Consider the following 14,129-nt stretch of genomic DNA (forward strand, 5'->3'; position numbering starts at 1 on the left):
TTGATCATTCCTGACGATCGAATTTCGTGAGCCTGACGTTTTGCGCTGCAATCGCGTTTAGACTGCCTTGGTCCGGAGGGCCGGACGACTTTTCCGAGAGGAGCACCATGGCAGCGAAATTCGTTATCAAGAAAGCGAGCGACGGGCAGTTCCTGTTCCACCTGAAGGCCGCCAACGGCGAGATCATTTTGCGCAGCGAGCTGTACAAGACCAAGGCGTCGGCGGAAAACGGCGTCGCGTCGGTGCGCAAGAACGCGCCGGACGACGCGCGCTACGAGCGCAAGACCGCGAGCAACGGTCAGTTCATGTTCAACCTGAAGGCCGGCAATCACGAGATCATCGGCACGAGCGAGCTGTACAAGGCCGAAGCGGGCCGCGAGAACGGCATCGCGTCGGTGAAGCAGAACGCGCCGGACGCGGCGCTCGACGACCAGAGCTGACATGCCGCGAGCCTCGGCGGGGGCGGTTGCCCCCGCTTTGCCGCGCGGGCAAAGCGCGGTATGGTGTGGTCCGCGCGGCGCCATCCCGCCGCCTGTCTGAAGCCAACCGTAGCCGAGCTCGCGTGACCGATTTTCCTGTTTTTCACTGGACCGACGCCGACGGCGCCGAACATGCCGTGCGCTGGCGCTCCGAAGCCGGCGTGCAGCCGCCCAGGCGCGCAGTGCCCGCCGACGACCGCGTGACCGCCGATGCGGCGTACCGCCTCGCATGCGAGGGCACCGCGCTCGTCTGGCAGGGCGACTTCCAGAATGCGCGCCAGCTCGTGCAGGCGATGGCGCGTCGCGTCGAACGCAAGCCGAAGAAGGCGAAGGCCGCGGCCGGCGTCGACGCCTTCAATCTGCACCGTCTCGCGCAATCGCAGCGCGCTCGCACGCTCGGGATGCTGCTGATCTCGCTCGACGCCGATTACACGATTGCGTTGCGCCGCGCGCCCGACGTACGCGCCGCGTGCGAGGAAGCATACGGGCCGGGCGGTGCGCCGTCGGTCGTGTCGCTGCGCGAGCTGCTCGGCCTCGTCGGCGCGCACGAGTGGCGCAAGAAGGGCGTGCCGATTCCGGCGCTCGGCGGCGCGCCGATCCATCCGCATTACGGCGTGTTCTCGCCGGTGCGCGGTGAATACGTCGAACTGGTCGCGCGCACGCCGCTGCCGGCGACGTCGCTCGCGTTCGACATCGGTACGGGCACCGGCGTGCTCGCGGCCGTGCTTGCATCGCGCGGCGTCGAGCGCATCGTCGCGACCGACCAGGATCCGCGCGCGCTCGCATGCGCGAGAGAAAACGTCGCGCGGCTCGGCCATGCCGATCGCGTCGAGGTGATCGAAGCCGACCTGTTTCCGGCCGGCCGCGCGCCGCTCGTCGTCTGTAACCCGCCGTGGGTGCCGGCCCGTCCGAGCGCACCGATCGAATACGCGGTCTACGACCCCGACAGCCGGATGCTGCGCGGTTTCCTCGCGGGGCTTGCCGGCCACCTCGACCCGGGCGGCGAAGGCTGGCTGATCCTGTCCGATTTTGCCGAGCATCTCGGCCTGCGGTCGCGCGACACGCTGCTGCAATGGATCGACGAAGCCGGCCTCGTCGTGCTCGGCCGCGAAGACATCCGCCCCGCGCACCCGAAGGCGGCCGACGCGGACGATCCGCTGCACGCGGCGCGCCGCGCCGAGGTCACGTCGCTCTGGCGACTCGGCGCGCGGGCCTGATCGCGCATTTTCGGTAAACTATCGCCATTCCTCACGAATTCCCGCCGCCGGGCCGTGGTCGACCGACCGCCGCCCGGCGCCGCCTCACGATGTCGAACAAGACCTACGAAATCCGTCCGGAGCAGTCCGTCGAGCTGCTGAAGGAACTGCACATCCTGACCCGCGACGGCAAGCTGAACCAGGACAGCCGCCGCAAGCTGAAGCAGGTCTATCACCTGTTCCAGTTCATCGAGCCGCTGCTCGCGAGCGTGCAGGCCGACAAGGGCAGCGTGACGCTCGTCGATCACGGCGCCGGCAAGTCGTATCTCGGCTTCATCCTGTACGACCTGTTCTTCAAGCAGCAGCCGGGGCACGGCACGCCGGCGTTCGCGTCGCACGTGTACGGGATCGAGACGCGCGAAGCGCTCGTCACGCGTTCCGCCGAACTCGCCGCCCGGCTCGGGTTCGGCGGCATGTCGTTCCTGAACCTGTCGGTCGCCGATTCGATCACGTCGCCGAAGCTGCCCGAAACGGTCGATGTCGTCACCGCGCTGCATGCGTGCGACACCGCGACCGACGACGCGATCCGCTTCGCGCTCGCGAAACGCGCGCAGCACATCGTGCTGGTGCCGTGCTGCCAGGCGGAAGTCGCCGGCGTACTGCGCAGGAACAAGGGCAAGTCGCTCGCGAACGCGCTGACGGAAGTGTGGCGGCATCCGCTGCACACGCGCGAATTCGGCAGCCAGATCACCAACGTGCTGCGCTGCCTGCAGCTCGAGGCGCACGGCTATCAGGTCGGCGTGACCGAGCTGGTCGGCTGGGAGCATTCGATGAAGAACGAGCTGATCATCGCGCAGTACAAGAACCTGCCGCGCCGCAAGCCCGGCGAGCGGCTGAACGAGATCCTCGGGATGTTCGGGCTGGCCGAACTGAACGAGCGCTTCTTCGCGTCGGCACCTGCCGCCGAGGCCGGCGCGGCCGTCGAGCCGGCCGCGGACTGACTCGAGCCGGCGCGCGGCACGTCCGCCGCGCACGCGCCGGCCTTCGCGCGCCGTGTCAGACGTCGTCGCCCGGCCGGCGCATCCATTCCCGCCAGCCGTCGTGACCGAGGCGGCGCAGCGTTTCCTGGTTTTTCTCGTAGATCGCGGACGCGTCCGGAAACGCGTCGACCGCGCGCGCGATGCTGTCCTCGCGCAGCAGATGCAGGATCGGGTACGGCGCGCGGTTCGTGTAGTTCTCGATGTCGTCCGGTTCGCTGCCTTCGAACCGGTACTCGGGGTGGAAGCTCGCGATCTGCAGCACGCCGTCGAGCCGCAGTTGCCGCACCAGCCGGTCGGCGAAGAACAGCGCATCGTTGTAGTCGACGAAATCCGCGAACGCGCGCGGATAGATCACGAGCGTCGTGTCGACCTGCTGCGGATCCGCTGCTTCGAGCGCGCGCAGTTCGGTTTCGAGGTCGGCCAGGGCGTCCTCGAGCGTCGTTGCTTCGCTGATCGCATAGCGCACCTGCTCCTTCACGTAGACGCTTTTCGCGAATGGACACAGATTGAGCCCGATCACCGCGCGTGCGAGCCAGTGCCGCGTGGCGGCGAGGATGTCGTCGTGCGAGTCGGGGCGGGTATCGGTCATGGCGAAGGCAGCGGGGCAGAGAAGCGGCGAGGGCCGCATTGTAGCGGGCACGCCGGGCCCGGGCGTGCGCCGTCCGTCACGCGCACGCGGCTTCGATCAGCTGCGTGACCAGCGCGGGCGCGATGCCGATCGGCGTTTCGCCGCGCCGGTAGGTCTGGCTGGCGGCGTAGATGCCTTCGATCACGAGCGCGAGCGCGTCGGCCAGCGCCTTCGGCTGCCGCGCGCCGGCGTCTTCGCAGAGCGCGACGAGCCGCCTCATCAACTGTTCCTTGTTCTGCGCGACGCGCTCGCGCGCCGGATGCGACGTGTCCGGAAATTCGGTCGCGACGTTGACGAACGGGCAGCCGCGATAGTCCTTCTGCGTCGCGCGCTCGGCGAGGTCGACGAAATACTGGATCAACTGCGCCTTCGGCTGGTCCGGATGCTTCGCGACGCTCGAATCGAGACGCTCGAAGAAGCACGCGTCCATCCGCTCCAGATACGCGAGGATCAGCTCGTCCTTCGACGAGAACTGCCGGTACAGGCTCATCTTGTTGACGCCCGCGAGCTCCACGACCGCCTCGACGCCGACCGCGCGCACGCCTTCCTTGTAAAACAGCTCCTCGGCGGCGCGCAGCAGGTGTTCCTGCGCGGTGGCGGCGGCAATCGGCCGGCGCGTGCGGCGTGCCGGCGGCTTGTTGGCGGCCTCGATGCCCGACATGATGACCCTCGACAGCGTGATGAATTGCTTGACATGTTACCGACTGGTAACTACGATCGCAACACACTTGTGACCGAGCGGTAACAATGCCGCCCGGTTCGACAGACAAATGCCAGGTGTCGGCCCCAGGTCAGCCGATGCAGCGTGCGGCGGAGGTGGCCTGGTGAAGGGGTGGGCCGGTGCATGCGCACCGGGCGCGCCAACTGGAGAAAGAGAGCATGAACTGGGCAGTGACACGAATCAGAGGGCGTTTCCACTATGGATGGCTCGCGGCGGCGGTGGTTTTCCTGATCCTGCTGGCGGCGGCCGGCACACGCGCGACGCCGAGCGTGCTGATGGTGCCGCTCGAGCGGGAGCTCGGCTGGAGCCGCGCGACGATCTCGCTGGCGATTTCCGTGAACATCGCGCTGTACGGCCTGACGGGCCCGTTCGCGGCCGCGGCGATGCAGCGCTTCGGGTTGCGTCCGACGATCCTGACCGCGCTGGTGACGATGAGCGCGGGCGTCGCGCTGTCGTCGCTGATGACGCAGAGCTGGCAGATGGTGCTGATCTGGGGCCTGATGGTCGGCTGCTCGACGGGTGTGGTCGCGCTGACGCTGTCCGCGACCTTCGTCACGCGCTGGTTCCATGCGCGGCGCGGCCTCGTGATGGGGGTTCTGACCGCGAGCACGGCCACCGGCCAGCTCGTGTTCCTGCCGATGCTCGCGGCGATCGCGCAGCACCACGGCTGGCGGCCGGTCGTGCTGGTTGTCGCCGTGGCGGCCGCGATCGTGATTCCGCTGGTCGCGTTCCTGCTGCCCGAGCGGCCGGCCGACGTGCAGCTGCGCCCGTACGGCGAGCCGGCCGATGCGCCGCCCGCACCCGATGCAACGAAGGAAAACCCGCTGGCGGTCGCGTTCCGCACGCTGCTGACGGCAAGCCGCTCGCGCGATTTCTGGCTGCTGTTCTTCAGCTTCTTCATCTGCGGCGCGAGCACCAACGGCTATGTCGGCACGCACCTGATCGCGATGTGCAGCGACTACGGGATGACCGAAGTGCAGGGCGCATCGCTGCTGGCCGCAATGGGCGTGTTCGACCTGTTCGGCACGACGCTGTCGGGCTGGCTGTCCGACCGCTACGACAACCGCGTGCTGCTGTTCTGGTACTACGGGCTGCGCGGGTTGTCGCTGATCTACCTGCCGCACGCGTTCGGCATCGATTTCTTCGGGCTGCCGCTGTTCGCGATGTTCTACGGGCTCGACTGGATCGCGACCGTGCCGCCGACCGTGCGGCTCGCCACCGACGTGTTCGGCAAGGCTGCCGCGCCGGTCGTGTTCGGCTGGATCGTCGCCGGCCACCAGCTCGGCGCGGCGTTCGCGGCGCTCGGCGCGGGGCTGCTGCGCGCGAGCCTCGGCACCTATACGGTCGCGTCGATGATCTCGGGCGGGCTGTGCATCGTCGGCGCGCTGATCGTGCTGCGAATCAATCGCGGTCCGTCCCGCGCGGCTGCGCAGGCCGCCTGAACGTGACGATACGGCCGGCCGCGTGCGGGTGCGGCCGGTCAATGCAGGATCGGTGATTTGCATTGCGGGGGATCGGTGGGCGCGTGGCGGCTCAAGCGGTTATGCTTGCGGTTCGCCGGGCGTTCGCGCCCCTTCATCGATGTCAGCGAGGTACCGCATGTCCGTCAAACCTGCACCCACCACCGTTTCGATCCACGACCTGATCGCGGGCCGCTGGAGTCCGCGCGCATATTCGGACGAGCCGGTCGGCGCCGCCGATCTGCATGCGGTGCTCGAAGCCGCGCGCTGGGCGCCGTCCGCCTACAACGCGCAGCCGTGGCGCTTCATCGTATTCGATCGCACCCAGGACGAAGCCGCATTCAAGCGCGCCTTCGCGACGCTGGTGCCGTTCAACCAGGGCTGGAATGCACCGGCGCCGGTGTTGATCGCGGTGACCGCGCATACGCTCACGCCGAAGGGCGAGCCGGCGCCGACCGCGCTGTACGATGCGGGCGCGGCTGCGATGTCGCTGGTGCTGCAGGCGCACGCGCTGGGCCTCGCCGCGCACCAGATGAGCGGCTTCGACCCGAAGGCGTTCCGCGATGCGTTCGAGATTCCGGCCGATGTCGCGATTCCGGCGCTCATCTCGCTCGGCCATTACGGCAACGTCGACAAGCTTGATCCGGTGCTGCGCGACCGCGAAAAGGCGCCGCGCACGCGTCATGTGCTCGGCGAAGTCGTCTACGCGGGTGCATGGAAGAAGGGCTTCGACGCCGCAGCCTGATTCCGCGCGCGGGCGGGCCTGCATCGTGCACCCCGTCCGCGCCTGCCACGGCCGCGGGTTACCCGCGCGCGATCGCCGCGTCCGCGAGCCGGTCGCGCGGCACCGGCGGTCGTCCCCGGTTGTGATCCGGCGGGCTTCATGATAAAAAGCCCGTCCTTTCCGTTTTCGCGCCGGCCATGCTGCGGCACCTTCCCATGACTTACTGCGCGATCGATTTCGGCACGTCCAATTCCGCCGTGGCGCTGCCCGACGGCGACGGCATGCGCCTCGCGCCCGTCGAGGGCGACCACCTGACGCTGCCCACCGCAATCTTCTTCAACAACGACGAGCAGACGGTCGAATACGGCCGTGCGGCGCTGGCGTCCTATATCGACGGCTTCGACGGCCGCCTGATGCGTTCGATGAAGAGCATCCTCGGGTCACCGCTCGCGGAGACGACGACCGATCTCGGCGACGGCAGCGCAATGGCGTACACGGAGATCATCGCGCGTTTCCTGACGCACCTGAAGCGCAAGGCCGAGGCACGCGCGGGCGCGCCGATTGGCCGTGCGGTGCTCGGCCGGCCGGTGTTCTTCGTCGATGATGATCCGCGCGCCGACAGCCTCGCGCAGAATCAGCTCGAAGCGGCCGCGCAGTCGGTCGGCTTCAAGGACGTGCATTTCCAGTACGAGCCGATCGCGGCCGCGTTCGACTACGAGTCGCGCCAGCAGGCCGAGCGGCTCGTGCTGGTGGCCGACATCGGCGGCGGTACGTCGGACTTCTCGCTGGTGCGGGTCGGCCCGGAGCGGATGGCGCGCCTCGAGCGCAAGGACGACGTGCTCGCGCACCATGGCGTGCACGTCGCGGGCACCGATTACGACCGGCGCGTCGAGCTCGCGGCGATCCTGCCCGCGTTCGGCTACCGGTCGCTCGATCCCGAAGGGCGCGAGCTGCCGAACCGGATCTACTTCGATCTGGCGACCTGGCACCTGATCAATACGGTCTACACGCCGAAGCGGCTGGGCGAACTGAAGCTGATGAAGCACCTGTACCGTGAGGTACGGCAGTACGACCGGCTCACGCGCGTGGTCGAGCAGCGGCTCGGGCATGCGCTGATGGCGCGCGCGGAAGAAGCGAAGATCGGCGTTGCGGCGGGCGGGGAGACGATGATCGACCTGAACGACGTGGAAGAGGATCTGCAGATCGCGTTCGATGCGGATCGCCTCGTCGAGGCGAGCGTCGACGACACCGCGCGCATCGTCGATGCCGCGCGCGAGACGGTGCGGCTCGCGGGCGTCGCGCCGCGCGACGTCGGCGCGCTGTATTTCACCGGCGGCTCGACCGGCCTCGCGTTCCTGTCGGGCGCGCTGGCGGGCGCGTTCCCGGACGCGCAGCCGGTGTTCGGCGACCGTCTCGCGAGTGTCGCGACGGGGCTCGGCATCCACGCGCAACGGCTGTTCGGCTGAGCGGGTGCAAAAATCCAACACGGCCGACGGCCGTTCGGATGATCGGCGGCACCATGATTGGCGCCACCGGAAAACAAAAAGCCCCGCCGAAGCGGGGCTTTTTTACACGAAATATCGCGCCGAACTTAGACCGGACGGATGTTCGCAGCTTGCAGACCCTTCGGGCCCGTCTTCACTTCGAATTCAACCTTCTGGTTTTCTTGCAGCGTCTTGAAGCCTTCGACGCGGATTTCCGAGAAGTGCGCGAACAGATCGTCGCCGCCGCCTTCCGGGGTGATGAAGCCGAAGCCCTTTGCGTCATTGAACCACTTGACGGTACCGGTTGCCATGTTACTTGTTCCTAAAAAAATAAAACGGGGCCGAGGCCCATGGGTGCGGAAAATCAAGGAAGGGGGTAATAGGACCAACCGGAGTACCGTTGATGGGCGAACTACGAAAGAACCAATTCACTCGCCGCTTGAAATCCTGCAAAGCCATTTATACGGCTTATTGGATCGGCGGTCAACCGTATTTCCATACTGTCAGGGTTATTGCGGAGCTCAGGTTTACAAAGCTTGCACGCGATGCGAATTTTTTGTAGGGGCCGAACGATTTTGCCGCCAACTTGCAGGTGCAACCGTTAAACTACGCGCCGCGTGGACCCGGTTGCCCCGATCGGATGACGGGTCCCCCCAAGAATGCGTGCGCGGTGCTGTCCGAGCCGATCCCGGACCGCGGGCCGACCATGCTTTTTGAGACACAGGAGAGGATGTGAAGAGTTCTATTCAACGGAACATCGGCCCGTTTGCATTGATGCTGACGGGGCTGGGTTCGATTATCGGCTCGGGCTGGCTATTCGGTGCCTGGAAGGCCGCGAAGATTGCCGGTCCGGCGGCGATCTGCGCATGGATCATCGGCGCGGTCGTGATTCTCGCGATTGCACTGACGTACGCCGAACTGGGCGCGATGTTCCCCGAGTCGGGCGGCATGGTGCGCTACGCGCGCTATTCGCACGGCTCGCTGGTGGGGTTCATCAGCGCGTGGGCAAACTGGATTGCGATCGTATCCGTGATCCCGATCGAGGCCGAGGCGTCGATCCAGTACATGAGCACGTGGCCGTATCCATGGGCGCATGCGCTGTTCGTGAACGGCGAATTGACGACACCGGGGCTGCTGCTGTCGGCCGTGCTCGTGGTCATCTACTTCCTGCTCAACTACTGGGGCGTGAAGGCCTTCGCGCGTGCGAACACGACGATCACGATCTTCAAGTTCCTGATCCCCGGCCTCACGATCCTCGGCCTGATGCTGACGAGCTTCCATTCGGAGAACCTCGGCACCGCATCGAATGCGACCTTTGCGCCGTACGGCTGGTCGGCCGTGCTGACCGCGGTCGCGACGAGCGGCATCGTGTTCGCGTTCAACGGCTTCCAGAGCCCGGTGAACCTGGCCGGTGAAGCGCGCAATCCGTCGCGCAGCGTGCCGTTCGCGGTGATCTCGTCGATCCTGATCGCACTCGTGATCTACGTGCTGCTGCAGATGGCGTACATCGGCTCGGTGAATCCTCTCGACGTCGCACAGGGCTGGTCGCACTTCAACTTCAAGTCGCCGTTCGCCGAGCTGGCGATCGCGCTGAACCTGAACTGGCTCGCGATCCTGCTGTACGTCGACGCGTTCGTCAGCCCGAGCGGCACCGGCACGACCTACATGGCGACGACCACCCGGATGATCTACGCAATGGAGCGCAACAACACGATGCCGAAGATGTTCGGCAACGTGCACCCGCTCTACGGCGTGCCGCGTCAGGCGATGTGGTTCAACCTGCTCGTGTCGTTCGTCTTCCTGTTCTTCTTCCGCGGCTGGAGCTCGCTCGCGGCGGTGATCTCGGTTGCAACGGTCATCTCGTACCTGACCGGCCCGATCAGCCTGATGGCGCTGCGCCGTTCGGCAACCGACATCGAGCGTCCGCTGTCGATTCCGCTGATGACGCTGATCGCGCCGTTCGCATTCGTCTGCGCGTCGCTGATCCTGTACTGGGCGAAGTGGCCGCTGACGGGCGAAATCATCCTGCTGATGGTCGTCGCGCTGCCGGTGTATTTCTTCTTCCAGGCGCGGTCGGGCTGGACCGGCTGGGGTGCCGACCTGAAGGCCGCATGGTGGCTGGTCGCCTACCTGCCGACGATGGCCGTGCTGTCGGTGATCGGCAGCAAGGAATTCGGCGGCCTCGGCTATCTGCCGTACGGCTGGGACATGCTGGTCGTCGCGGCGATCGCACTGGTGTTCTACTTCTGGGGCGTGAACACGGGCTACCGGACCAAGTATCTCGACGAGCGCGAGTCGCACGACGAGATCCTCGAAGGGGTCGGTGCCTGACGACGCCTGACCTGCCGCTGGAATCGGCGGCGGCAGGAAGCGCAAAAAAGCCCGCCCGAGCATTGCTCGGGCGGGCTTTTTGTTTGGACGCGCCGGCGGTGCGGCGGGTGCGGCGGGGTTCAGGCGGCCGCGCTGGCGAACACGTAGTTCGTCATCGCGAGCACGCGCTGGTACGTGCCGAGCGACTGGATTCCGAGCTGGTAATCGTCATCGGCCGCGCCGAGTGCGGTGAACACCGGCAGCAGATGCTCGTCGGTCGGGTGCATCAGTGCCGCGTGCGGCGCCTGCCGGCGATAGTCGAGCAGCGCGTCGACATCGCGCGCGGCAAGCTTCGCCTCGAACCAGTCGGTGAATTCGGCGACACGCGGATCCGCATCTTCCGGCGCCGCGCCGAAATCGGCCGCGCGCAGGTTGTGCGTGATCTGGCCGGAGCCGATCACCATCACGCCTTCGTCGCGCAGCGGCCGCAGCGCACGGCCGAGCGCGAAGTGATGGGCCGCGTTCGCACGCGGCTGGATCGACAACTGCGCGACGGGCACGTTGGCTTCCGGGAACATCAGCAGCATCGGCACCCATGCGCCGTGGTCGAGGCCATGCTCGGTCGTCGCCGTCGCGATGCCCGCCGTGTTAAGCAGTGCGGCTGCCCGCTCGGCCACATCGGGTGCGCCCGGCGCCGGATAGCGGATCTCGTACAGCGCCCGCGGAAAGCCGTAGAAGTCGTGGATCGTTTCCGGGTGCGCGGTGACGCTCGCGACCGGCTGCTGCGTGCCCCAGTGCGCGGACAGCATCAGCACCGCGCGCGGGCGCGGCAGCTCGGCGCCGAGGTGCGTGAATGCGCCGGACGGCAGCGTCGGGTCGATCGGCAGCGTGGGGGCGCCGTGAGACAGGTAGAGCGAGGGCAAGCGGTTCATGATGGAAGCCTGCAAAAAGGAGTTGCCAGTGACTATAGGCGCGCACCGGACATTGATAAACGAGTCCGGAAGAATTTGATTGGATCGTATTTGTCGGTAATCGGGGTGATTCCGGGCGTGCGGCACGCCTGCATCGTCTCGCGGTCGCGGGTTCGCGCCGGTAGGCGGTCGAATCGACGAAGATGCGCGCGCGATGGCGCCTGTACGTTGCGTGCGGCGGCTTACTGCGCGGGGCGGATGCCAGCCCACGGCGTCGTCATCGGCGCGTTGAGCGCGAACAGGTCGAGCACGCGCGTGGCGGTCTGGTCGACGAGTTCCTCGATCGTCTTCGGCATTGCGTAGAACGCCGGCAGCGGCGGAAACACGATGCCGCCCATTTCGGTCACGGCCGTCATGTTGCGCAGATGCGCGAGGTTGAACGGCGTTTCGCGCACCATCAGGACGAGACGGCGACGTTCCTTCAGCGTGACGTCGGCCGCGCGCGTGATCAGGTTGTCCGACAGCCCGTGCGCGACGCTCGCGAGCGTCTTCATCGAGCAGGGCGCGATCACCATTCCGTCGGTTGCGAACGAACCGGACGCAATCGTCGCGCCGACATCGCGCACGGAATGCACGACATCCGCACGGCTTTCGACGTCGGACTTCGACAACTTCAGTTCATGCTGGATGTTGAGCCAGCCGGCGTTCGAAACCAGCAGATGCGTTTCGACGCCGCCGGCGGCGCGCAGCAGTTCGAGCAGCCGCACGCCGTAGACCGCGCCGGTGGCGCCGGTGATCGCGACGATCAGCCGACGTGGCGGCGCGCTGGGAGATGCCATCGGAAAGATGGGTGTTACGCGGCGGCGAACAGTTGCTGCAGTTCGCCCGACTGGTACATCTCCATCATGATGTCCGAGCCGCCGACGAATTCACCCTTCACGTACAGCTGCGGGATGGTCGGCCAGTTCGAGAATGCCTTGATGCCCTGGCGGATTTCGTCGTCCTCGAGCACGTTGACCGTCTTGAACTGGTCGACGCCGCAGGCTTTCAGCACCTGCACGGCGCGGCCCGAAAAGCCGCACATCGGGAATTGCGCGTTGCCCTTCATGAAGAGCACGACCTGGTTTTCGTCGACGATTTGCTTGATACGTTGTTGGGTGTCCATGACTGACCTTGCGTTTGCGGGGCGTTAGATCGAAATGATAGCGGATTTCAACCGCTCGGGCCGGCCATCAGCCGGGCAGGCGGCCGCCTGTCGTGCGTTCGATCGCGGCCAGGTCGGCGAGCGATTCGACCGCGACGAAGCCGCGCGACTCGAGCAGCGCGCGGACGGCTTCGGCCTGGTCGTAGCCGTGCTCGATCCAGAGCGTGCCGCCCGGTTTCAGGTAGGCGCCGGCGCCTGCGACGATCGTGCGGATCGCGCTGAGGCCGTCGGCGTCGTCGGTGAGCGCGCCGCGCGGCTCGAAACGCAGGTCGCCCTGCGCGAGATGCGGGTCGTGCCGTGCAATGTAAGGCGGGTTGCTGACGATCGTGTCGAACGCGAGCACCGGGTCGAGCGCTGCGTACCAGTCGCTCTGCAGCCAGTGTAGCGGGCCGCCGGGGCGGTGCGCGTCGAGCAGCTTGTCCGCATTGCGCTGTGCGACGTCGAGCGCGGCCGGCGAACGATCGAGCGCCCACACGCGCGCGTCGGGGCGTTCGGCTGCGATCGACACGGCGATCGCGCCGCTGCCGGTGCCGAGATCGAGTACGGCCGGATGCGGCCGCCCGTCGATCGCATCGAGCGCGGCTTCGACGAGCAGTTCGGTTTCGGGGCGCGGGATCAGCACGTCGGGCGTCACGTCGAACGGCCGGCCGAAGAATTCGCGCATGCCGACGAGTTGTGCGACCGGCTCACCGGCCATGCGGCGTGCTTCGAGCGTGCGATAGCGTTCGATCGCGGCGGGCTCGAGCGGGGCGTCGCCGCGCGTGATCAGCTGCGTGCGCGTCCAGCCGAGCGCGTACGCGAGCAGCACGCGCGCATCGACCGCGTCGAGCGGCGAAGCGCGCAGCAGTTGGTCGGCGGTGAGGTCGGGCATCGCGGCCTCAGTCGGCGTCGCCGAGCGACGCGAGCAGTTCGGCCTGGTGTTCGGTGACGAGCGCGCCGATCAGTTCGTCGAGATCGCCATCCATGAGCGCCTCGAGGCGATACAGCGTCAGGTTGATCCGGTGATCGGTCATCCGGCCCTGCGGGAAGTTGTACGTGCGGATCCGTTCCGAGCGGTCGCCGGAGCCGATCAGGCTCTTGCGCGTCGCGGCTTCCTTCGCGTGCTGCTCGTGATACTGCTTGTCCTTGATCCGCGCGGCGAGCACCTTCAGCGCGCGATCCTTGTTCTTGTGCTGCGAGCGGTCGTCCTGGCATTCGACGACGATGCCGGTCGGGATGTGCGTGACGCGCACCGCCGAATCGGTCTTGTTGATGTGCTGGCCGCCCGCGCCCGACGCGCGGAACGTATCGATGCGCAAGTCGGCCGGATTGATTTCGATCTCGCCGATCTCGTCGGCTTCCGGCATCACCGCGACCGTACATGCGGACGTGTGGATGCGCCCCTGCGTCTCGGTCGCCGGCACACGCTGCACGCGATGGCCGCCCGATTCGAACTTCAGGCGCGAATACGCGCCCTGGCCGGCGATCCGCACGATTACTTCCTTGTAGCCGCCCAGGTCCGATGCGCTTTCCGACATCATCTCGACCTGCCAGCGCTGGCGTTCCGCGAAGCGCAGGTACATGCGCAACAGGTCGCCCGCGAACAGCGCCGATTCGTCGCCGCCGGTGCCCGCGCGGATTTCCAGGAAGATGTTGCGGTCGTCGTTCGGGTCCTTCGGCAGCAGCATCTTCTGCAACTCGCCTTCGAGGTGGACCATGCGCTCGCGCGCGCCGCGAATCTCGTCTTCGGCGAAATCGCGCATCGACGCATCGGTGAGCAGCTCCTGCGCGGCCGCCTCGTCGCTGCGCGACTGGCGCCACAGCGCGTACTGCTCGACGACCGGGCCGAGTTCCGCGTGTTCGCGCGTCAGCTTGCGATACTGGTCGAGGTCGGCCGTGACGTTTTCGCGGCTCAGCAGGTCGTTCAGTTCGGCCAGCCGGGTGGACAGCTGGTCGAGCTTGCGTTGCATGCTCGTCTTCATGGTGTGGAGCG

Annotated in this window: 15 protein-coding genes; 7 read left to right on the plus strand and 8 right to left on the minus strand. The window is 66.9% G+C overall.

Going from position 1 to position 14,129, the window contains the following annotated elements; translation table 11 throughout:
- The first annotated feature begins 107 nt into the window (after positions 1-107).
- The 3 genes from BME24068_RS15520 to BME24068_RS15530 all read left to right on the plus strand — a co-directional run bounded on the left by BME24068_RS15520 (position 108) and on the right by BME24068_RS15530 (position 2,676).
- Positions 108-440 carry a YegP family protein gene (locus BME24068_RS15520; protein ID WP_059522325.1) on the plus strand — a complete coding sequence of 111 codons (333 nt, stop codon included), beginning with the start codon at positions 108-110 and terminating at the stop codon, positions 438-440.
- Positions 441-562: 122 nt separating this feature from the next.
- Complete coding sequence (locus BME24068_RS15525; protein WP_174926566.1) at positions 563-1,696, plus strand: methyltransferase; 1,134 nt, start codon at positions 563-565, stop codon at positions 1,694-1,696.
- Positions 1,697-1,785: 89 nt separating this feature from the next.
- Entirely contained in the window at positions 1,786-2,676 is an 891-nt protein-coding gene (locus BME24068_RS15530) for a class I SAM-dependent methyltransferase (RefSeq protein ID WP_174926567.1), read from the plus strand.
- A 55-nt stretch (positions 2,677-2,731) separates the two neighbouring features.
- Here the strand turns inward: BME24068_RS15530 and BME24068_RS15535 are convergent, their stop codons facing one another.
- Together BME24068_RS15535 and BME24068_RS15540 are read right to left on the minus strand one after the other, a co-directional pair.
- Positions 2,732-3,304: a DUF1415 domain-containing protein gene (locus BME24068_RS15535; protein WP_174926568.1), complete on the minus strand. Its 573-nt coding sequence runs from the start codon at positions 3,302-3,304 to the stop codon at positions 2,732-2,734.
- A 76-nt stretch (positions 3,305-3,380) separates the two neighbouring features.
- Positions 3,381-4,004: a TetR/AcrR family transcriptional regulator gene (locus BME24068_RS15540; protein ID WP_174926569.1), complete on the minus strand. Its 624-nt coding sequence runs from the start codon at positions 4,002-4,004 to the stop codon at positions 3,381-3,383.
- 218 nt (positions 4,005-4,222) lie between these two features.
- Here BME24068_RS15540 and BME24068_RS15545 point away from each other — a divergent pair, with 218 nt between their 5' ends.
- The 3 genes from BME24068_RS15545 (at position 4,223) to BME24068_RS15555 (ending at position 7,714) form a co-directional block, all read left to right on the plus strand.
- Positions 4,223-5,506, plus strand: a complete 1,284-nt coding sequence (locus tag BME24068_RS15545) for an MFS transporter (RefSeq protein ID WP_096504373.1) — start codon at positions 4,223-4,225, stop codon at positions 5,504-5,506.
- A 157-nt stretch (positions 5,507-5,663) separates the two neighbouring features.
- On the plus strand, positions 5,664-6,269 hold the full coding sequence (locus BME24068_RS15550) for a nitroreductase family protein (protein ID WP_174926570.1): 606 nt from the start codon (positions 5,664-5,666) through the stop codon (positions 6,267-6,269).
- Between the two features lie 194 nt (positions 6,270-6,463).
- Complete coding sequence (locus BME24068_RS15555) at positions 6,464-7,714, plus strand: Hsp70 family protein (RefSeq protein ID WP_174926571.1); 1,251 nt, start codon at positions 6,464-6,466, stop codon at positions 7,712-7,714.
- A gap of 125 nt (positions 7,715-7,839) precedes the next feature.
- On the opposite strand, the gene BME24068_RS15560 is transcribed toward BME24068_RS15555, so the two are convergent.
- Positions 7,840-8,043, minus strand: a complete 204-nt coding sequence (locus BME24068_RS15560) for a cold-shock protein (RefSeq protein ID WP_006477070.1) — start codon at positions 8,041-8,043, stop codon at positions 7,840-7,842.
- Between the two features lie 421 nt (positions 8,044-8,464).
- Here BME24068_RS15560 and BME24068_RS15565 point away from each other — a divergent pair, with 421 nt between their 5' ends.
- Complete coding sequence (locus BME24068_RS15565) at positions 8,465-10,063, plus strand: APC family permease (RefSeq protein ID WP_096504377.1); 1,599 nt, start codon at positions 8,465-8,467, stop codon at positions 10,061-10,063.
- Between the two features lie 119 nt (positions 10,064-10,182).
- On the opposite strand, the gene BME24068_RS15570 is transcribed toward BME24068_RS15565, so the two are convergent.
- From BME24068_RS15570 to prfA, 5 genes are all read right to left on the minus strand, one after another.
- Entirely contained in the window at positions 10,183-10,974 is a 792-nt protein-coding gene (locus BME24068_RS15570; RefSeq protein ID WP_174926572.1) for a DODA-type extradiol aromatic ring-opening family dioxygenase, read from the minus strand.
- Between the two features lie 221 nt (positions 10,975-11,195).
- On the minus strand, positions 11,196-11,792 hold the full coding sequence (locus tag BME24068_RS15575) for a UbiX family flavin prenyltransferase (RefSeq protein ID WP_096504381.1): 597 nt from the start codon (positions 11,790-11,792) through the stop codon (positions 11,196-11,198).
- A 14-nt stretch (positions 11,793-11,806) separates the two neighbouring features.
- Complete coding sequence (grxD, locus tag BME24068_RS15580) at positions 11,807-12,118, minus strand: Grx4 family monothiol glutaredoxin (RefSeq protein ID WP_027783412.1); 312 nt, start codon at positions 12,116-12,118, stop codon at positions 11,807-11,809.
- A 67-nt stretch (positions 12,119-12,185) separates the two neighbouring features.
- Entirely contained in the window at positions 12,186-13,028 is an 843-nt protein-coding gene (gene prmC, locus BME24068_RS15585) for a peptide chain release factor N(5)-glutamine methyltransferase (protein WP_096504383.1), read from the minus strand.
- Between the two features lie 7 nt (positions 13,029-13,035).
- The gene (gene prfA / locus BME24068_RS15590) at positions 13,036-14,118 is read right to left on the minus strand and encodes a peptide chain release factor 1 (RefSeq protein WP_096504385.1); all 1,083 of its coding nucleotides are present in this window, start codon (positions 14,116-14,118) and stop codon (positions 13,036-13,038) included.
- Positions 14,119-14,129: the final 11 nt, after the last annotated feature.

Origin of the sequence: Burkholderia anthina, from assembly GCF_902498995.1 — a bacterium.
GTDB lineage: Bacteria > Pseudomonadota > Gammaproteobacteria > Burkholderiales > Burkholderiaceae > Burkholderia > Burkholderia anthina.